The following is an 18048-nucleotide window of genomic DNA, read 5'->3' as shown; positions in this document are numbered from 1 at the left end:
ACTGAACGAGGGCCTGCCCGCCGATGTCGGCGGGCAGGCCCTCGTCGTTCCTTCGCTAGGCCTGCGGCTTGGCCGGGCTTTCGATGCCGTACAACCGTTCCCAGTTCGCGCGGCTGGTCAGCTCGGGCACCGCGGCACGGTACTCGCGCTGCAAGGCGGGCAGTTCCCGGCGCAGGCGGCGCAGCACGTGGATGGTGCGGAGCAACAGTTTGCGGGCACGTGCCTTGTCCCGCTGCCGCACTCGGACACCGGACTGCGAGGCGTCGGTGACGACCACATGGTCGAACAGCGAAACATGCCACCAGTAGGCGTCTTCGCGAGTGACACCGATGACGCCGTGCTGGGTGCGCCCGAACCACTGGTTGATGGCGCGCTTGATCAGCACCAGGATGACCCGGCTCGGTTCGCCACTGGCGCGGCGCAACTGAATGTCACCGGAGCGCACCGGCGGAGTCGACGCCGGATGCTTGATCGTCTCCGAATAGTCCGCCCTGCTGCTCCTCGCGGCGGCGAGTGCGTCGATCCCGCCGTCCTGCAGCACCTTCGGGCCCTTCAGGAAGTCCTCGATGCCTTGCAGCGTGGTGTGCACCAGTCCGTACTGCATGGCGACCAGCTGCTCGGAGAGCTCACGGAACAGCTTGCGGGAGATCGCCTTCGCATCCAGATCGGTGTGCAGCGATCCGACGATCAACGAGTTGCGCGTGCTGAAGTAGCGCGCCCAGTCGTCGTAGTCCTTCCAGTAGAAGTCCGCGTGCCACACCGCCGCGTTCGGCAGCGTGACGGTGACGAAACCGTTCTCGCGCGCCCTGATGCCGTATTCGACGTCGTCCCACTGGAAGAAGATCGGCACCGGCAGCCCGATCTTGGCGACCACCTCGGCCGGGATCAGGCAGGTCCACCAGGCGTTGTAGCCCGCGTCGACCCTGCGCTCCTGGTTGCGCTTGAGCATGCTGGTGTTGCGCAACGCCTTCGGCACCTTCTGCCCGTGCCGCAGGTCCTGCAGGTGCACCTCTTCGGCGCCGACGTTGAGGTAGTCGGGATTGAGCAGGAACAACATCTGCGCGCCGACCAGCGTCGGCTCCACCGTCATGTTGGCGAAGGCGTTGAGCCGCAGCACCGTTTCCGGCTCGCAGAGAATGTCGTCGTCCATCAGGATGACGTCGGCGTGCTCGTTGGCCGCGGACACCTCGTAGAGCCCGCGCGTGAAACCGCCTGCCCCACCGAGATTCGGCTGCCGGATGTAGCGCAGCTTGTCGCCGAAGACCGGGACGACCTCTTGGTAGCGCGGGCGGTTCTCCACCAGGTCGGTGCCCTGATCCACCACGTACACGGCGTCGATCGCGGCGAGCACGACCTCGTCGGAGGCCAGCGCCGCTACCGTGTGCGCGCAGTCCTCGGCCCGGTTGAAGGTGCAGATCGCGATGGCGACAGGGCGGATGTGATCCGGCGCCGCCGTGGTCCAGCTGACCTCGGCGATGCCGAGATCGCCACCGACGGCATCGAATTCGAGCCACATCGCGCCGCCGTCGACGTACTGGTCGAGCGGCGCGGTCAGCGTCAACGGCCCGCTCTCGGTGACCTGCGCGGTGTCGATGATCCTGCGGTGCCCCGCGATATCGGAGGCGACCAGCCGGACCTTGGCCTTCGCTGCGACGTCGAGCACCATCGAGACCCGCACCTGGGTGACGGTGGTCCAGCGCTGCCAGTAGCTCGCCGCGAACCGGCCGAAGTAGGAATTGGTGTGCGCGGATGCGCCCTTGTCCAGGCGAAGCAGCTGGCGCTCGCGGTGGGCGCGGCCTTTGACGACGGCGTACAGCTCGTCGCTCACCTTCGCCGACGGACCCGTGAAGATGCCCCGCTGCAACACCAGTCGTTCCGGCGCCCGATGGTCGGAGCGCAGGGTGGCCGGGGCGTCAACGGCCGTTGCTCGTGCATTCGTTTCGGTCACGGCTTGGGTAGCCGACTGATCCATGAAGTCCCTCGAAATCGTCGCTCGTGCCGGACGGGACAGACACGCCCCTGGATGCCGTTCGCGGCGGGGGTGAGGATATCAACCACGCTCGATAGCTGCCTGCTCAGGCGCGGTGCCGCCGTGTCACGTTACTGTTGCTGACCATTCGCTGGAGCGCCACTCTCGGCACCGTCGCCGGGTGTCCGAGCGCCCGTGAAGACGAACGTGTCGTAGGCCCAGTAGCGGAACACCACGGCCACGATCTGGCCGATGAGCGTGCCAGAGATGTTGTCCGACAACGGCGAGGACAGGTCGAGCACGTAGCGGGAGAAGCCTAGGCAGCCCAGTTGCAGGCCGATCGCGATGACATTGAAAACGGCGTAGAGCAGATATTCGCGGCCCGGATTGTCCGTTTTCTTATGGGCGAACGTCCACCATTTGTTGCCGAAGTAGGTGACCACCGTCGCCACCACGATCGCAATGATCTTGGCAGGCAATGGGTAGTGATAAAGCAGGCCTTCGCCGCCCCAGAACACCAGGAGGTTGTAGGTGCCCGCGTCGACGAGAAACCCGATCGCACCGACGACCAGGAATGCGCTGCCCTGCTTGAGCGCGGTGACTACCTTCCCGACGAACGAGGCGTCGGCGGGCGGCACGGTCTCGCCCGCCTGCGCGGTCGATTCACTGGTTGGCACCGCCCGACGGTACCCGAGCGGCACGGCAGCCGTCGGAGACGGCGGGACGGGCGCGGACAACTCGGAGCCTGCGCACCTCGGCCGAAATGCGCAACGCCAACGCGGTGAGGTCGGCCACGCGTTCCGGTCCGGTTCCCTGTACCCTCCCGGTGTTCCCACATTCGCCACCGATCGCGAGGATTGACCGGGTGGACTCCACCGAGCTTCGTATTGCCGCAGTGGTGCCGTGCCACAACGAAGAGGCCGCCGTCGGCAAGGTCGTTGCCGACCTGCTGGCCGCCGTGCCGGGAATCGTTGTCTATGTCTACGACAATCTGAGTACGGACAAGACGGCCGAACGCGCACGCGAGGCAGGCGCGATCGTGCGCCACGAGCACACCAAGGGCAAGGGCAACGTCGTGCGCCGCGCCTTCGCCGACATCGAGGCCGATGTCTATTTGATGATCGACGGCGACGACACCTACGAGGCGTCGGCCGCACCGTTGATGATCAAGACGCTGCTGGACGGCCCCTACGACCACATCCTCGGCGTCCGCAAGCAGGACGAGAACGGTTCGGCGTACCGAGCGGGCCACGAGACCGGCAACAAGGTGCTCAACGGCGTGGTCGGCAAGGTGTTCGGCGAGAACGTCGAAGACATGCTGAGCGGGTTCCGGGTGTTCTCCCGCCGCTTCGTGAAGAGCTTCCCCGCCGTCTCCCGCGAGTTCGAGATCGAGACCGAGCTGACCGTGCACTCGCTGCACCTGCGGGTGCCGCGGACCGCGGTGCCGGTCGGCTTCCGTGATCGCCCGGCGGGCAGCGAATCCAAGCTGCGCACCTATCACGACGGGTTCAAGATCCTGGCGCTGATCATCGGGCTGGCCAGGCACGAGCGGCCGGTCCTGTTCTACGGCCTGTTCGGCACGCTGAGCTGGCTGGTCTCGATCGTGCTCTCCATCCCGATCGTCGTCGAGTTCTACAACACCGGCGAGGTGCCCCGGTTCCCGACGCTGTTCCTCGGCTTCACGTTGCTGCTGCTCGGCAGCCTGGCCTGGACCGCGGGCCTGATCCTGGACGGCATCCGGCGCTCGCGGCACGAAGCGGCGCGGCTGGTGTACCTGCGCTACTCCGCAGTGGGCGCGGAGGACGTGCGGCTGACCGGCAACGGCGGTGACGCCCGCACCGGCGGAGCCGGCGCGTGACCGCATCGGCGGAAAAAGCGGCGACAGCACCGAATTCCGAACAGGCACTGAACGAGTCGACGAACGGCGCGCAGACCACGGCGCTGCCCGATGACACCGCCGCGACGTCGACCGAGTCCCGCTCGGTAGGCGGCTTCGGCAGCAGGGTTGTCGCCCGGCTCGGGCCTGCCACCGTTGCGTTCACCGTGCTGGTCGCGATCTTCGGCGGGCTGTTCACGGTCATCACGCCGCCCTTCTGGGGTCATGACGAGATCACCCAGTTCGGCCGCGCCTACCAGGTCGCGCACGGCGGGCTCCTGCCACAGCAGATCCACGACAATCGCGGCGTCGCCTACGGCGGCGACGTGCCGAAGAGCATCACCGCCCTGATGGGCTACGCGCTGCGCGACTACACCACCAATCCGGACGAGCCGGACTCGATGGTCGAGGACCCCGGCGCCTACGACCGGCTCGGCGGCGCCGCGGTGTCGGACGCCACCGAACCGGTCTGGTTCACCAACACCGCCGCCTACTCGCCGGTGCCGTATATCCCTGCCGCCGTTGGCATTCGACTTGCCGAGCTGTTCGACCTCGACGTCGCCGGGATGGTCGCGCTGACCAGGCTCGCCGGGCTGCTGAGTTACCTGACCGTCGTCGGCTTCGGCCTGTACGCGCTGCGCAGGTACCGGGCGCAGTGGCTGGCGTTCACCGTCGCGGTGCTGCCGATCGCGGTGTTCCAGGCGGGCACCGTCACCGCGGACACGATGACCAACGCGCTGGCGATCATGGTGTCGGCGCTGCTGGTGAAGGCGCTGTTCCTCGGCGACCGGCTCGGCCGCGTGGAAACCGGTGCGCTGCTTGCCGCCACGATCCTGCTGCCGGTGAGCAAGCCGACCTATGTGCTGCTCGCGATGCTCGTTGTCCTGGTGCCCGCGCAACGCTTCGGGTTCAGCGGCTGGCAGCGCGCGATTCCGTGGTTCTTCGCCGCGGTGGGCGGGCTGGTCTTCGCCGCGTGGATGAAGGTCGCGGCGCCCACCGGCGACGGCATGGGCCTGATGCGGCCGCAGCACCAATGGTATTCGGTTCGCCCCGGCGACCAGCTGCGTGGGATCCTCACCGACCCAGGCCATTTCCTCAGCGTGTTCGGCGAGAGCATCGCGCTGCGCGACGAGCGGTGGTTCAGCCAGTTCTTCGGCGAGCTCGGTTTCGCCTACATCGATGTGCCCGCGTTGACGATGCTGGCCTGCCTGTTCGCGTTCGCGGTCAGCATCGGCGTCGCGGATCGGATGACCGCGGCCACCTTCCGGCGCACGCTGCTCGTCGCGCTGACCGTCGCGGCCAGCGTCGCGATGATCTACGTGACGCTGTACATGTCGTTCACGCCGGTGGGCTACTACATCATCGACGGCGTACAGGGCCGCTACTTCGTGCCGCTGGCGATCGTGGCCTTCGCGGTGCTGCTGCGCTGGATGCCGTTGCGGCTCACCAACATCGCCGGGCGGACGCCGACCGTCGGTCCCGCGGTGACCGTCATCGTCGCCACCGTGATCGCGCTCGTCGGCGCGGCATGGAAGTACTACGAGATCGTCTGGGGCTGATCGCCGGTCAGTCGGACGTCGCGTCGAGGGTCACTTCGCCCGCGGCGACGTACGCCCGCTCGGTGCTGGCCTTGGCTGGGCGCCACCAGGATTCGTTGTCGCGGTACCACTGGATGGTCGCCGCGAGTCCGGTGCGGAAGTCCGCGTACTCGGGTTTCCACCCGAGTTCGGCGCGCAGCAGCGAGGCGTCGATCGCGTAGCGCTGATCGTGGCCTGGCCGGTCGGTGACGTGGTCGAAGTCGTCCGGGTCGCGGTCGAAGGCTTCCAGGATCATCCGCACCACGGACTTGTTGTCGAGTTCGCCCTCGGCGCCGATCAGGTAGGTCTGCCCGATCCGCCCGCGCTGCAGGATGTCCCACACCGCGCGGTTGTGGTCGTCGACGTGGATCCAGTCGCGCACTTGATGACCCGCGCCGTAGAGCCGTGGCCGGACACCGTCGATCAGGTTGGTGATCTGGCGCGGGATGAACTTCTCCACGTGCTGATACGGCCCATAGTTGTTGCTGCAGTTGGAGAGTGTGGCGCGGACGCCGAACGAGCGGGTCCATGCGCGCACCAGCAGATCGCTCGACGCCTTGGTCGCCGAGTACGGGCTCGACGGGTTGTACGGGGTGTTCTCGGTGAACGCCGGATCCTCGGGCGCCAGATCGCCGTACACCTCGTCGGTCGACACATGGTGATAGCGAACGTCGTGGCGCCGCACGGCTTGCAACAGCGAATAGGTTCCGACAATATTGGTCTGCACGAACGGCCACGGTTCGGCCAGCGAGTTGTCGTTGTGCGATTCGGCAGCGAAATGCACGACCGCGTCGACACCGCTGACGAGCTCGTCGACCAGATCCAGGTCTGCGATATCGCCGTGCACGAAATCGATCCGATCGGCAACCGGGGCCAGGGACGCTCGATTCCCGGCATAAGTCAGTGCGTCCAGAACGGTTACGGTGATGTCGGCGTGGTCGACAACGGCCTGCTTGACGAAGTTGGCTCCGATGAATCCGGCTCCGCCGGTGACAAGCAATCGCACGCCATGACTCTACGTCGGCAGGTTCCGCCTGGCGGGATCGACGCCACCCCAAGACAACTCGATCCAGCCGCCAGAGTTGCGATCTGTGACGTTCGTCTCATACTGTTCGGTAGGTATAGAACCGCTGGACTTGTTTTAAGCTCAAATCCCCGGTCAGAGTACGCATTTCCGACAACCCACCATGCTGAGGGTCTCTTTGGTGAACAAAATTTGAATTAACGGTCACAACCGGTTCACCACGCGTTAGCTGGTCTAGATTTCGATCGTCTAGTCCCCTCCGAACGCTTCACATAGAGGTTCCACACAAAATGCTGATGAGGAAATTCGCCGTGTCGTCGGCGCTGCTGATCGCCGCCCTCGGCGTGACCGCAGGCACCGTCAACGCGGCACCGGCTCCCGAAGCCGAGAGCGGAGCCGTTAATTTCACGGCGAACGCTACCGATACCCAGTCCATCATCAAGACCGACTCCGGCTCCATGGTCGTCGAAGACGGCGTCTTCAAGGTCAAGGCCGCCAACGGCACCACCATCGCTGGCACCGAGCTCAAGTTCCGTGTCGACGAGTTCGAGTTCCCGATCGCCGCGAACATCTCGGGCAACACGGCAACGCTGACGCCGCAGACCGACATGGCGCACGCGACCTACAAGCCCGTCGCCCTGCCGTTCGAGGACAAGGCGCCGTGGAAGAACGAGTACGACCGTGAGCAGGCGGCGTTCAACCGCCTGAAGGACACCATCGCCATGGGCGCCACCATCGGCACCCTCGTCGGCGGCCTCGGCGGCGCGGCCGTCGGCTGTGTCCTCGGCGGCATCATGGCCCCCATCGCGGCCATGGCCACCATCATCGGCCTGTTCGGCGCGTTCATCCCGGCCGCGGCCGTCGGCTGCCTCTTCGGCATCGTCTCCGTCGGCGCCCTCGGCGTCGTCGCCGGCCAGATCCTCGTCACCGCTCCGGTCGCGATCGGCGCCGCAATCCAGTACTTTGCAACCACCACCGCCCCGTTCGTGGCGCCGCCCGCTCCGAAGTAAGACCAGAAGTTCACTGACACAACTGAATTCGCACAACTGAAGAAGACGAGCCTAGGAAACCCTGCTCGACCCCGGTCGAGCAGGGCTTTCTTAGGGCCCGGCCGTGTTACTGACAGTTTGCGGACCCAGTTTCCGGCCCCCACCCCTGCTAAAAGCACCTGGATGAGGACCTAAACCTATGATTGCCAAGAAGTTTGCCGTTACCTCGGCGCTACTCATCGCCGCGCTCGGTGCCACCGCCGGCACCGTGAACGCGGCACCGGCCTCTACCGACGCCGTCAACTTCACTGCCGAGGCCGTCGACGCGACCTCCATCATCAAGACCGATTCCGGCTCCATGGTTGTCGAAGACGGCGTCTTCAAGATCAAGGCCGCCAACGGCACCACCGTCGCAGGCACCGACCTGAAGTTCCGGGTCGACGAGTTCGAATTCCCGATCGCCGCGAACATTTCCGACCGCACGGCGTCGCTGACCCCGCAGTTCGACATGAACAAGGCGGTCTACAAGCCCGTCGCCCTCCCGTACGAGGACAAGGCGCCGTGGAAGACCGACTACGACCGTGAGCAGGCGGCCTGGAGCCGGATGACCAGCACCATCAGCATGGGCGCCACCATCGGCACCCTCGTCGGTGGTCTCGGCGGCGCCGCCGTCGGCTGTGTCCTCGGCGGCATCATGGCCCCCATCGCCGCAATGGCGACCATCGTCGGCCTGTTCGGCGCGTTCATCCCGGCCGCGGCCGTCGGCTGCCTCTTCGGCATCGCCTCCGTCGGCGCACTCGGCGTCGTCGCCGGCCAGATCTTCGTGACCGCCCCGGTCGCGATCGCCGCCGCGGTGCAGTACTTCATCACCATCAACCAGCCGTCGATCCAGCCCCCGCCGGCCGCGAAGTAATTTCAACGCGCACAACCACATACGACACGAACCCCGCTCAGCGCACTAGAGCGGGGTTCGCTCGTTCCCTGACATGCGCGAGCCCCGTCCCGGCCACAGCGGAACGGGGCTCGCCTGGACAGGCCGAACAGCTTTACGCGGTCCGCGCCTGCTGGCTCTCCTCGATCCGGGCACGGACGAAGCGCGAGACCCGTGCCAGCGCCGCCCTGCTCTCCGGCAGGCTCGGCGCGATGCTCATGAACGCATGGACCTGACCGCGCCAGAGCTCCACCGCATTCGGCACACCCGCCGCGGTGAGCCGCTGCGCCATCAGCTCGCAGTCGTAGCGGAGCACCTCGTCCTCGGCGGCGATGAGCAGCACCGGCGGTAGGCCGGCCAGGATGCCGTTCACCGGCGAGAGCAACGGGTCGAGGATGCCGTCGACCTCGGCGCCGATCCGGACCACCGCCTGCAGCGCGAGCAGCGGGATGTACGGGTCGCGCTTGACGTTGACGTGGCCGCGCTTGGCCACGTAATCCAGATCGAGCAGCGGGCTCAACCCGACCAGCCCGGCCGGTGCGGGCAGACCCACCTCGATTGCGCGCAGCGCGGTGGCGAAGGCCAGGTAGCCGCCCGCCGAATCGCCCGCGAAGACAATCCGGCTCGGATCGGCGCCGTGGCGCAGCAGCCAGCGGTATGCCGTAAGACAGTCCTCGATCGAATCAGTAATGCGCCTGCCCGGCAGCTGCCGGTAGTCGACGTTCACCACGGGCAGTCCGGTGCGCCTGGCCAGGCTCGCCACCACCGGTCGATGCGTGCGCAGCCCGCAGACCGCGAATCCGCCGCCGTGCATGTACATCACCGCACCGTGCCGCAGTGCACTCGCCGCGCCCGCCGGACGCACGATCTCCATCCGGAAACCGTTGAGCGACACCCGCTCTCGGTCGACGCCGCGCGGCTCCGGACGCAGCCGCGCGAGGGTGTCGATGGCGGCGGCGCCGATCGGGATGGTCACGCGGGTGATAGGCGCCGCACGCAAGGCGGGACGGACCACGCTGAGGCACGCCGCCAGCAGCAGCCGCGCCGGTGCGCTCAGATTTTCCGGATTCATCACCATGCCGGATTCGCCGACGCTGATCGCGGTCATCGCGCACCTACCTCACCTACTGGCGCGCCGCATCACGACCGGACGGTCCCAGGCGAGGTGTCGGCGCTGACATCTCACACAGTGCTCTTTCAGAACACCATGTGTTGTGTGACCTAAGCAACAGGATCGCCGAACCGGCGGGTACGGGAACTCCGAAAGCCCATTCCGTAATCAATTCGACGAGCAGTCGGAACCTCGCCGACGCCCAGGACAGGCCGAGCTGGCAGACTCCTCGGCATGCGCGGAATCATTCTGGCGGGCGGCACCGGGTCCCGGTTACACCCGATCACGCGCGGGGTGAGCAAGCAGCTGGTCCCGGTCTACGACAAGCCCATGGTCTACTACCCGCTGTCCACGCTGATGCTCGCAGGCATCACGGACATCCTGGTCATCACCACGCCATCGGACGCGGAGGCGTTCACCCGATTGCTCGGCGACGGCAGCCAGTTCGGCATCGCGATCACCTACGTGGTCCAACCCGAGCCGGACGGTCTGGCCAGAGCCTTCGTGCTCGGCGCCGACCACATCGGCACCGAAACGGCGGCGCTGGTGCTCGGCGACAACATCTTTCACGGGCCAGGCCTCGGCACCAGCCTGCACCGGTTCACCGAGATCGACGGCGGTGCGGTGTTCGCCTACTGGGTGTCGGATCCGACCGCCTACGGTGTCGTGGAGTTCACCGACGGACGCGCGGTGTCCATCGAGGAGAAGCCGAAGGCGCCCCGCTCGAACTACGCCATCCCCGGGCTGTATTTCTACGACAACGACGTCATCGAGATCGCCCGCACGCTAAGGCCTTCCGCGCGTGGCGAATACGAGATCACCGACATCAACCGGGCCTACCTCGAACAGGATCGACTCCGGGTCGACGTGCTGGCCCGCGGTACCGCATGGCTGGACACCGGCACCTTCGATTCGCTGCTTGACGCCGCCAACTACGTGCGCACCATCGAGGAACGGCAGGGCCTCAAGATCGGCGTGCCCGAGGAGGTCGCGTGGCGGCAGGGGTACATCGATGACGAGCAGCTGTGCAAGCTCGCCGAACCACTCGTCCGCTCCGGCTACGGCAGCTACCTGCTCGACCTGATCGAACGCGGACGGGATTGGTGACGATGGAGTTTCGCGAACTGGCGGTGCCCGGCGCGTGGGTGATCACCCCGCGTCAGCTCGGCGACGGGCGCGGCATGTTTCTCGAGGGGTTCAAGGCGTCGGAATTCGAGAAGGCGACCGGCCGCACCTTCGATCTGCGCCAGGTGAACTGCTCGGTCTCGGCGGCGGGCGTGCTGCGCGGCATCCACTACACCGAGGATCCGCCGGGGCAGGCCAAGTATGTGACCTGCGTGCGCGGCGCGTTTCTCGATGTGGTTGTCGATCTGCGGCCCGGCTCGCCGACCTACGGCCGGTGGGACAGCGTGCTGCTCGACGACGTCGATCGACGCTCGATGTTCCTGTCCGAGGGGCTCGGCCACGCGATCCTGTCGCTGGCCGACAATTCGACCGTCACCTACCTGTGTTCGCTCGAGTACGCGCCCGAATTCGACAGGGACATCGATGCTTTCGATCCGCGGCTCGGCATCGACTGGCCGACGGTCGGCCTGGACGGCACGCCGCTGACCTTCGTCCGGTCCGCCAAGGACACCGCGGCGCCGCCGTTTTCCTGAGCTCTGCCGCGCCGACCGGCATGATGAGCTGGGACACCTCACCCATCCTATGCATGCGCATAAAATGCGAGTACATTTAATGCAGTTGCATGAAGCCTTGCCAACCACTAGGATGGGGCCATGTCGAAGCCGTCGACAACTGAACCAGCCCGCCGCACCGTCGCGCCGACCGGGCTTCTCGGCGAGTGGCGCGAGCTGCTCGACCGGCACGCGACGGTGAGTTGCGCACTCGAAAAAGCGCTCCAGGGACAGCACCAGATCGGGCTCAGCGAGTTCGAGACGCTGGACCGGCTGATCGAGGCCAACTGCGGCAACTATCGAATGAGCGATCTGGCCAACGACATCTACCTGAGTCAGAGCGCCCTGTCCCGCGCGGTCGCCAGGCTCGAGCGCGATGGGCTGGTCAGCCGCACCATGTGCGCCGATGATCGGCGTGCCGTCTTCGTCTGCCTCACCGAGAAGGGTCGCGAGGTGCACGAGGAGGCCGTGTGGACCCATCGGGCGGTGCTCACCAATACCTGGGACTCACCCGGCCAAAAGTGCTGACGCACTTGACGTCCCGCGCGTAAGGCCGAGCCGGAGCCCGGCCACGCCACTCAGGCGGTGCGCCCCGCGCTCGCCTCTTCGATCCCCTCGCGCGCGTCGACCGCGACGGACTTGATGCTGGTGAATGCCTTGCGGTAGCGCTCGATCTCGATTTCCTTGTCGAGATAGACCGGCCCAGTGAACGCCTCGACGTAGACGACCGGCGGCTCGGGCAGCTCGCCCTGGCGCAGTTCCGGGAACTCGAGCATGACGAAGCGACCCGATTCCATGCCCTCGTGATAACCGGAATCCGTTGGTATCACCTGGATTCGGACGTTGGGCAGGTCACGCATCTGACGCAGGTGCGCCAGCTGGCCCGCGGAAACCGCGTCGCTGCCGACACATCGCCACAGCACCGCCTCGCTGATCACCGCATCCAGGTACAGCGGCGCGTCGGCGCGCGTGATCAACGCCTGGCGCGCCATGCGCAGCTGCACCCGCCGGTCGACCTCGGTCGCAGGCATCTCCGGCCGCGCGGCCAGCAGCAGTGCGCGCGTGTATGCCTCGGTCTGCAAGAGGCCGGGCACCACCTCGTTCTCGTAGGTGGACAGCCGCGTGGCCGCCTCCTCCAAGCCGATGTAGACCTCGAATCCCTCGGCGATCACGTCGCCGTAGGCGGTCCACCACCCCCGCGCCTTCGTCTCCCGCGCGAGCGCGGTGAGCGGTGCGATGAGCTCGGCAGGCGCGCCGTAGACCTTGCACATCGCCTCGACATCGAGGCTGCGCAACGAGGTCTGGCCGGTTTCGATCCGCCAGATCTTGGCCTCGGACCACTCCAGTTGCTGTGCGGCCGTTCTGGTTGTCATCCTGGCCCGGTTGCGCAGATCGCGTAAGTGGCGGCCGAGTTGGCGCCTAGGCATGGTCGATCCAGTCGTTGCCTGCGGTAAAGCCATTAGCGTGTCTCCCCCAAGTGGTGCCGTGCAATGGTCGCTCTCCCGAACTCAGCTGAGTTCCTCATCGACCATCCCTATCAGATACCCATAAGCAATACCCGGGCATCGGAACCGCATTCTTTCACAGCAAATCTGCCATAGGGCATGGTGGGTGTCTCAGCCACGCCGGTGGCATCACAACGCCAAATGCCATGGGTAAGTGCGGTTTCGCCGACTTTACCTGCGCGAGCCGCGCTTGCGGAAGCGCCAGAACTGCACCGCACGAACGTCTTCGGAGAGCTGGTTGACCGGCTCGGCGACATCGGAGAGTGCCTGGAACAGATCGTCGGCCAGCTCACTGATGTGCTCGACCCTGGTCGCCAGCCTGGACACGCTGACCAGGAACTCCAGCATCAACCGGACCACGGCCGCGATGGTCAGCCCGAGCGGCACCCCGATCAGCGCGGCGAGCACGCCGAGCACCGCCGAGATCCGCCACATCGACACCGTCAGCGCGATCGGCGCCGCGACGGCGAACGCCAAGCCGAGAATGTAGGCCAGCGGCAGCAGCGTGCGCGTGGCCGGCCGATGGAATTGGACGTCGAGCAGGCCGCGGGCCGCCTCGACAGCCCACTGACCGAAGGCGCGCGGGCTCTCGAACGGCTCCGGCGCCACCTCTTCCTCGACCGCGTCGGCACGCGAGAACCGGCGCGCCGCCGATTCCTTCCAGGTGAGCCACCGCGATTCGGCTTCGTACTCCTCTGGGTCCGGCAGCGCACTTCCCTTGGCGTTGCCGTTGGGCTCGTCGCTCATGACCAAATACTCCCCGCTCGCATCCATCCGGGCCAATCGGCGGCGCACGCGGATCTCACGAAACCCACCGCCCTCAGCAGTCTCGCAGGAACGGCACAGCGAAAGAACAGGTCAGCGGGCGAAAGTAGCGGCGGGACAACAATACCGAGCAATGTCGAGCAACGTCATAGCAATTCGCTGTCACAGGAGTGACGAAGAGACGTAGCCAACACTCGCAAAGAAGTTTTGAAGATCGCGTAACACCGAAGATGTCTGGCGGCGATAGGCCCCATGAAGCAGGACCCAGATCTACCGGGGAATGGAGAAGACAGTGCGCACCACGTTTCCGACTTCCGTCTCGGCGGCCACTATGACCGCCGCTGCGCAGGACTACACCCAGCGCGGATGGACGGTCGCCGAAACGGCCAATGGTCTCTGCCTGATCACCGATGACGAAGTGTCCGGCATCGAGGTCAGCGGAGAGCTGGCCGGCCAGGTTCGCCGCTTCCTGCGCGCGAACAACCTGTCCGGCCCGGTCATCGAGATCCCCGGCGCGGAGCGTCGCGAGATCCACCTGGTCACCGGCCTCCGCAAGGCCACGCTGGCGCTCGAGGCGCTCATCGCGGCCGGGGCCGTCGTCCACACCGACGGCGCAGGCATCCTGTTGCCGCCCACTCAGCTCTCGGCCGGTTCGGCCTGCTGGGGCGTCACGCCCGCCGAGGCCCGCTGGATCCCGCCGGTCGTCGCGCTCGGCGCCGCCGTGCGTGCCGCAACCGCCCGCAAGCGGACGCAGCTCACCAGCGTCGCCTGCTGAAGAAGCAACCCGAAGACCGCCGGGCCAACGCCCGGCTAGTACGACCGACATCCTGAACACGCCGACTGCCCCGGCGTGTGGATGTCGGTCGTTTTTGGTTTTACGGTCGCGACCATCGCTCGTCGATCGCATATCCCGTGTTCTCTTTTCAGACCGGCGATAGCGCGAGAGGATGGGGCATGGCCCACATCACGGACTCTCGTAACCTCCTGCGTACCTGCCCGCTCTGCGAGGCGGTGTGCGGGCTGGAGGTGACGCTCGATCCGGACGACCATGTGACCTCGGTGCGCGGCGACCGGGAGGATCCGTTCAGCAAGGGGTTCATCTGCCCCAAGGGGGCGAGCTTCGGACACCTGGACGAAGACCCCGACCGGATCACCGAGCCGATGATCCGGGACCGGGCCACCGACACCTGGCAGACCGCGACCTGGACCCAGGCCTTCGACCTCATCGCCGAGCGCTTCCCGCAGATCACCGCCGAGCACGGGAAACAGTCCGCGGCGGCCTATCTGGGCAACCCGAACGCGCACACCGTGGCAGGCGCGCTGTATGTGCCTGTGCTGCTGCGCGCGCTGAGCACCAGGAACATCTACTCGGCGAGCACCGCCGACCAGATGCCCAAGCAGGTGGCCAGCGGGCTGATGTTCGGCGATCCGCTCACCGTGCCAGTGCCGGATCTCGATCGCACCGACTATCTGCTGATGCTCGGCGCGAATCCGCTGGAATCGAACGGATCATTGTGCACCGCACCGGATTTCCCGGGCAGGTTGAAGGCGCTGCAGCGCAGGGGCGGCCGGTTCGTCGTGGTGGACCCCAGGGTGACCCGCACCGCGAAGCTCGCCGACGAGCATCTTTTCATCCGGCCGGGTAGCGACGCCTACCTGCTGTTCGGGATCGTGCACACGTTGTTCGCCGAGGAGCTCACCGACGTGCGCGTCGAGGTCGCCGGACTCGACGAACTGCGCACAGCCGCAGCGGCATTCAGCCCGGACGCGGTAGCGATGCGCACCGGGGTGCCCGCGGCGACGGTGATCCGCCTGGCCCGCGAGCTCGCCGCGGCGCCGACGGCGGCGGTGTACGCCAGAATCGGCACCTGCACAGCTGAATTCGGCACGATCACCCAGTGGCTCGTCGATGCGATCAACACGCTCACCGGCAATCTCGACGCGCCGGGCGGCGCGATGTTCGCCACCGCGGCGGCGGGCGGGATCGTCCGCAGCAGGCCGTTCACGCTGGGGCGCTGGACCAGCCGGGTCCGCGAGCTGCCCGAGGCCATGGGCGAGTTCCCGGTCGCGACCTTGGCCGACGAGATCTTGACGTCGGGCGAGGGACAGATCCGCGCACTGGTGACGGTCGCCGGCAACCCGGTGCTGTCCGCGCCGAGCGGGGCCCGCCTCGATGCCGCCTTCGCACAGCTCGACTTCATGGTGAGCGTTGACCGGTATCTGAACGAAACGACCAAGCATGCCGACGTGATCCTGCCGCCGCCGCGCCCGACCCAGTCGCCGCACTACGACTTCGCGCTGCTGCAGTTCGCGGTGCGCAACTACGCGCGCTATTCGCGCCCGCTGGTGCCGCTCGGCGCGCGCCCCTCGGAGGCCGCGGTGCTGGCCCGCCTGGCCGCGGCGGTCTCCGGCTCGCCGCACGACGGGGTCGACGGGGTCGACCCGCTCACCGCGGTGGACGAACTGATCATGGCAGGCACCCTGCACAAGGCCGGAATGGCCGACCGGCGTGCCGAATTGGTCGGCGAGAACACCACCGAGCAGCGCATCGACATGATGTTGCGGCTCGGCCCGTACGGTGAGTGGGCCGGTGGAACGCTCAATCTGCAAGCGCTGCTCGACAATCCGCACGGCGTCGACCTAGGGCCGTTGCAGCCCAAGCTACCGGGGGCGCTACGGACCGCATCGAAGCTGGTCGAGCTCGCCCCGCCGCCGCTCCTGGACGACGTGGCCAGGATGCGGGCCAAGCTCGCCGACTCCGCGCCGGACGTGGTGCTGATCGGGCGGCGTCAGCTGCGGTCGAACAACAGCTGGATGCACAACATCGCGACGCTGGTCAGCGGGTCGAACCGGTGCACGCTGCATATCCATCCCGATGACGTGGCCAGGCTCGGGCTCGGCGAGCACGCGGTGGTGAAGTCGGCCGCGGGGACGCTGACGGTGCCGCTGGAGCCGACCGACGCGATCATGCCCGGCGTGGTGAGCCTGCCGCACGGGTGGGGTCACGCCGACAGCACGCAGACCGTCGCCAGGGCGCACGCAGGCGTCAACGCGAATGTGCTGACCGATGATTCGGTGGTCGACGTGCCCTCCGGCAACGCGGTGTTCAACGGGGTGCCGGTGACCCTGACCCCGGCGTGAGGTCCGTCGAATCGACGACAGTGCCGACCGATCGGATCAGGCTGAAGATCCCGGCCGGTCGGCTTGTCGCGATTTCCCGGAAACCCTTGTGCTAACTAAGCATTCAGTGCATTCTCAACATGGATTTCGTAGTTTTGCTCAAGCCGATCTGACTAAAATGGACAGGATTTCGGTTTAGTCGCGGGCTCGACGTCGACCCTCGAAGGACCGGATTCCGGCAACCAGAGGGTGGCGAAGATGCCTGGTACACACTGCGGTAGCGACGGCGAACACGAGCTACAGGACCGGTACGGCACCCAGGAAAGAGCTGGTCGCTTCTACGACGACCAGGTGCTGGATCACCTGAACCCCACCATGATCGAGTTCATCGGGCGGATGGACATGGCGTTCATCGCGACCGCGGACAAGCACGGCGAGTGCGATTCGAGCTTCCGCGCAGGCCTGCCCGGCTTTCTGCACGTCATCGACGAACGCACGATTGCTTACCCCGAATACCGGGGCAACGGCGTGCTGGCCAGCCTGGGCAACATCCTGGAGAACCCGCACGTCGGCATCATGCTCCTCGATTTCGTCCGCGACCTGATCGGCCTGCACATCAACGGCGCGGCCCGCATCGTCGAAGACGACGCGCTCCGCCGCCACGTCACCGGCCTACCGGAGAGCCACAAGGGCCGGGCCGCGGAACGCTGGGTCGTCGTCGACGTCGAAGAGGCATACATCCACTGCCGCAAGCACATTCCGCATCTGGTCCCCGCCGACCGCGAACAGCGCGAGTGGGGCACCGACAACGTCCGCGCCAAGGGCGGCGACTACTTCGGCGCCAAAGCCGAGAGCCGTGCACTTTCCGCGAACGCGCTCGTCAGCCGGTGACCGAAACCTGTCCAACTGCTATGGGGCCTAGGAAATCCCAGTGAACGCGGTCAGTGAATTTTGAAGATCACTACGCGCTGGACGATGAAGTTGATCACGGTGGCGGTGCCCTGGGCGACGACGAACGCGAGCAGCTGACGCCACGGCGCGTCGGGCAACGCCTCGTACAGCACCGCGTTGATGCCGACCTGCACCGCGAAGGTCACCGCGTAGAGAATCACCACCGCGACGAACCGCGCTCGGCTCGGCGGCGCCTTGAACGTCCAGCGGCGGTTGATCAGATACGCCGTCGTCGTGCCCGCGATGAAGCTGAGCGACTTCGCCGCCTCCCGCGGCAGGCCGACCAGGTTGAACAGCAGGCTGTACAGCCCGAAGTCGACGATCGCCGACAGACCACCGGTCAGGGTGAACCGGACAATCTGCGTCTTCAGGTCGACATCGGTACCGCCCGGCTCGTCGACCAGCGGCAATTCGGCCGGGAGCGGCAGATGGGGATCGGCATGCACGCGGACGAGCGTAGCCGTACCGAAAGCGATACGTATCACTGTGTCTGACTGCGGCCGAGCGGGCGCCTACGTGGTCACGCTGCGCTACCTCCTCCGGCGCTGACCGCT

At 66.6% G+C, this 18048-nt stretch carries 18 protein-coding genes; 10 read left to right on the top strand and 8 right to left on the bottom strand.

Translation table 11 applies throughout. From position 1 onward, the window contains the following. Window positions 1-55: 55 nt before the first annotated feature. The 3 genes from NA11_RS12720 to NA11_RS47040 form a co-directional block, all read right to left on the bottom strand. On the bottom strand, window positions 56-1972 hold the full coding sequence (locus NA11_RS12720; RefSeq protein WP_069162046.1) for a glycosyltransferase: 1917 nt from the start codon (window positions 1970-1972) through the stop codon (window positions 56-58). A gap of 128 nt (window positions 1973-2100) precedes the next feature. Next, window positions 2101-2646 carry a GtrA family protein gene (locus NA11_RS12715; protein ID WP_141717554.1) on the bottom strand — a complete coding sequence of 182 codons (546 nt, stop codon included), beginning with the start codon at window positions 2644-2646 and terminating at the stop codon, window positions 2101-2103. Continuing rightward, window positions 2633-2764 (bottom strand): hypothetical protein, encoded by a 132-nt coding sequence (locus tag NA11_RS47040; RefSeq protein WP_281196871.1) that lies wholly within the window; start codon window positions 2762-2764, stop codon window positions 2633-2635. Before NA11_RS47040 ends, NA11_RS12715 begins: the two co-directional genes overlap by 14 nt. Before the next feature lie 70 nt (window positions 2765-2834). Here NA11_RS47040 and NA11_RS12710 point away from each other — a divergent pair, with 70 nt between their 5' ends. After that, window positions 2835-3827, top strand: a complete 993-nt coding sequence (locus NA11_RS12710; protein WP_069162045.1) for a glycosyltransferase family 2 protein — start codon at window positions 2835-2837, stop codon at window positions 3825-3827. Next, window positions 3824-5404: a DUF2142 domain-containing protein gene (locus tag NA11_RS12705; RefSeq protein ID WP_069162044.1), complete on the top strand. Its 1581-nt coding sequence runs from the start codon at window positions 3824-3826 to the stop codon at window positions 5402-5404. The genes NA11_RS12710 and NA11_RS12705 overlap by 4 nt, the downstream gene beginning before the upstream one ends. Window positions 5405-5411: 7 nt before the next feature. Here NA11_RS12705 and rfbB read toward each other — a convergent pair whose 3' ends face one another. Then, a complete protein-coding gene (gene rfbB, locus NA11_RS12700) occupies window positions 5412-6428 on the bottom strand; it encodes a dTDP-glucose 4,6-dehydratase (protein ID WP_069162043.1) in 1017 nt (338 codons plus the stop codon). 308 nt (window positions 6429-6736) lie between these two features. Between rfbB and NA11_RS12695 the strand changes: the two genes are divergently transcribed. Continuing rightward, window positions 6737-7456, top strand: coding sequence for a DUF8020 domain-containing protein (locus NA11_RS12695; protein WP_069162042.1), 720 nt, complete (start codon window positions 6737-6739; stop codon window positions 7454-7456). A 178-nt stretch (window positions 7457-7634) separates the two neighbouring features. Beyond that, window positions 7635-8348 carry a DUF8020 domain-containing protein gene (locus NA11_RS12690; protein WP_069162041.1) on the top strand — a complete coding sequence of 238 codons (714 nt, stop codon included), beginning with the start codon at window positions 7635-7637 and terminating at the stop codon, window positions 8346-8348. A gap of 133 nt (window positions 8349-8481) precedes the next feature. Here NA11_RS12690 and NA11_RS12685 read toward each other — a convergent pair whose 3' ends face one another. After that, the gene (locus tag NA11_RS12685) at window positions 8482-9474 is read right to left on the bottom strand and encodes an alpha/beta hydrolase (RefSeq protein ID WP_069162040.1); all 993 of its coding nucleotides are present in this window, start codon (window positions 9472-9474) and stop codon (window positions 8482-8484) included. A gap of 237 nt (window positions 9475-9711) precedes the next feature. On the opposite strand from NA11_RS12685, the gene rfbA reads away from it, so the two are divergent. The 3 genes from rfbA to NA11_RS12670 all read left to right on the top strand — a co-directional run bounded on the left by rfbA (window position 9712) and on the right by NA11_RS12670 (window position 11681). After that, a complete protein-coding gene (gene rfbA, locus NA11_RS12680; RefSeq protein WP_069162039.1) occupies window positions 9712-10584 on the top strand; it encodes a glucose-1-phosphate thymidylyltransferase RfbA in 873 nt (290 codons plus the stop codon). A 2-nt stretch (window positions 10585-10586) separates the two neighbouring features. After that, window positions 10587-11135, top strand: a complete 549-nt coding sequence (locus NA11_RS12675; protein WP_069162038.1) for a dTDP-4-dehydrorhamnose 3,5-epimerase family protein — start codon at window positions 10587-10589, stop codon at window positions 11133-11135. A gap of 120 nt (window positions 11136-11255) precedes the next feature. After that, the gene (locus NA11_RS12670; protein ID WP_069162037.1) at window positions 11256-11681 is read left to right on the top strand and encodes a MarR family winged helix-turn-helix transcriptional regulator; all 426 of its coding nucleotides are present in this window, start codon (window positions 11256-11258) and stop codon (window positions 11679-11681) included. Window positions 11682-11731: 50 nt separating this feature from the next. Here NA11_RS12670 and NA11_RS12665 read toward each other — a convergent pair whose 3' ends face one another. Next, the gene (locus NA11_RS12665; RefSeq protein ID WP_245745847.1) at window positions 11732-12580 is read right to left on the bottom strand and encodes a helix-turn-helix domain-containing protein; all 849 of its coding nucleotides are present in this window, start codon (window positions 12578-12580) and stop codon (window positions 11732-11734) included. A 249-nt stretch (window positions 12581-12829) separates the two neighbouring features. Next, window positions 12830-13405: a DUF4282 domain-containing protein gene (locus tag NA11_RS12660; protein ID WP_069162121.1), complete on the bottom strand. Its 576-nt coding sequence runs from the start codon at window positions 13403-13405 to the stop codon at window positions 12830-12832. Between the two features lie 310 nt (window positions 13406-13715). Between NA11_RS12660 and NA11_RS12655 the strand changes: the two genes are divergently transcribed. From NA11_RS12655 to NA11_RS12645, 3 genes are all read left to right on the top strand, one after another. Next, the gene (locus NA11_RS12655; protein ID WP_069162120.1) at window positions 13716-14198 is read left to right on the top strand and encodes a hypothetical protein; all 483 of its coding nucleotides are present in this window, start codon (window positions 13716-13718) and stop codon (window positions 14196-14198) included. Between the two features lie 179 nt (window positions 14199-14377). Beyond that, the gene (locus NA11_RS12650; protein WP_069162035.1) at window positions 14378-16564 is read left to right on the top strand and encodes a molybdopterin oxidoreductase family protein; all 2187 of its coding nucleotides are present in this window, start codon (window positions 14378-14380) and stop codon (window positions 16562-16564) included. Between the two features lie 237 nt (window positions 16565-16801). Beyond that, entirely contained in the window at window positions 16802-17434 is a 633-nt protein-coding gene (locus NA11_RS12645; protein WP_069162119.1) for a pyridoxamine 5'-phosphate oxidase family protein, read from the top strand. A gap of 50 nt (window positions 17435-17484) precedes the next feature. Here the strand turns inward: NA11_RS12645 and NA11_RS12640 are convergent, their stop codons facing one another. Next, window positions 17485-17940: a GtrA family protein gene (locus NA11_RS12640; RefSeq protein ID WP_141717553.1), complete on the bottom strand. Its 456-nt coding sequence runs from the start codon at window positions 17938-17940 to the stop codon at window positions 17485-17487. Window positions 17941-18048: the final 108 nt, after the last annotated feature.

Origin of the sequence: Nocardia altamirensis NBRC 108246 (assembly GCF_001612685.1) — a bacterium.
GTDB classification, from domain to species: Bacteria; Actinomycetota; Actinomycetes; order Mycobacteriales; family Mycobacteriaceae; genus Nocardia; species Nocardia altamirensis.
The sequence above is the reverse complement of the archived record's forward strand: the minus strand, read 5'-3'. Positions and strand labels throughout refer to the sequence as shown.

Bases quoted from the DNA above. Each gene is read 5' to 3' on its own strand.
- NA11_RS12720 (WP_069162046.1), bottom strand. From the start codon at position 1,972: ATGGATCAGTCGGCTACCCAAGCCGTGACCGAAACGAATGCACGAGCA.
- NA11_RS12695 (WP_069162042.1), top strand. From the start codon at position 6,737: ATGCTGATGAGGAAATTCGCCGTGTCGTCGGCGCTGCTGATCGCCGCC.
- NA11_RS12690 (WP_069162041.1), top strand. From the start codon at position 7,635: ATGATTGCCAAGAAGTTTGCCGTTACCTCGGCGCTACTCATCGCCGCG.
- NA11_RS12685 (WP_069162040.1), bottom strand. From the start codon at position 9,474: ATGACCGCGATCAGCGTCGGCGAATCCGGCATGGTGATGAATCCGGAA.
- rfbA (WP_069162039.1), top strand. From the start codon at position 9,712: ATGCGCGGAATCATTCTGGCGGGCGGCACCGGGTCCCGGTTACACCCG.
- NA11_RS12675 (WP_069162038.1), top strand. From the start codon at position 10,587: ATGGAGTTTCGCGAACTGGCGGTGCCCGGCGCGTGGGTGATCACCCCG.
- NA11_RS12670 (WP_069162037.1), top strand. From the start codon at position 11,256: ATGTCGAAGCCGTCGACAACTGAACCAGCCCGCCGCACCGTCGCGCCG.
- NA11_RS12665 (WP_245745847.1), bottom strand. From the start codon at position 12,580: ATGCCTAGGCGCCAACTCGGCCGCCACTTACGCGATCTGCGCAACCGG.
- NA11_RS12660 (WP_069162121.1), bottom strand. From the start codon at position 13,405: ATGAGCGACGAGCCCAACGGCAACGCCAAGGGAAGTGCGCTGCCGGAC.
- NA11_RS12650 (WP_069162035.1), top strand. From the start codon at position 14,378: ATGGCCCACATCACGGACTCTCGTAACCTCCTGCGTACCTGCCCGCTC.
- NA11_RS12645 (WP_069162119.1), top strand. From the start codon at position 16,802: ATGCCTGGTACACACTGCGGTAGCGACGGCGAACACGAGCTACAGGAC.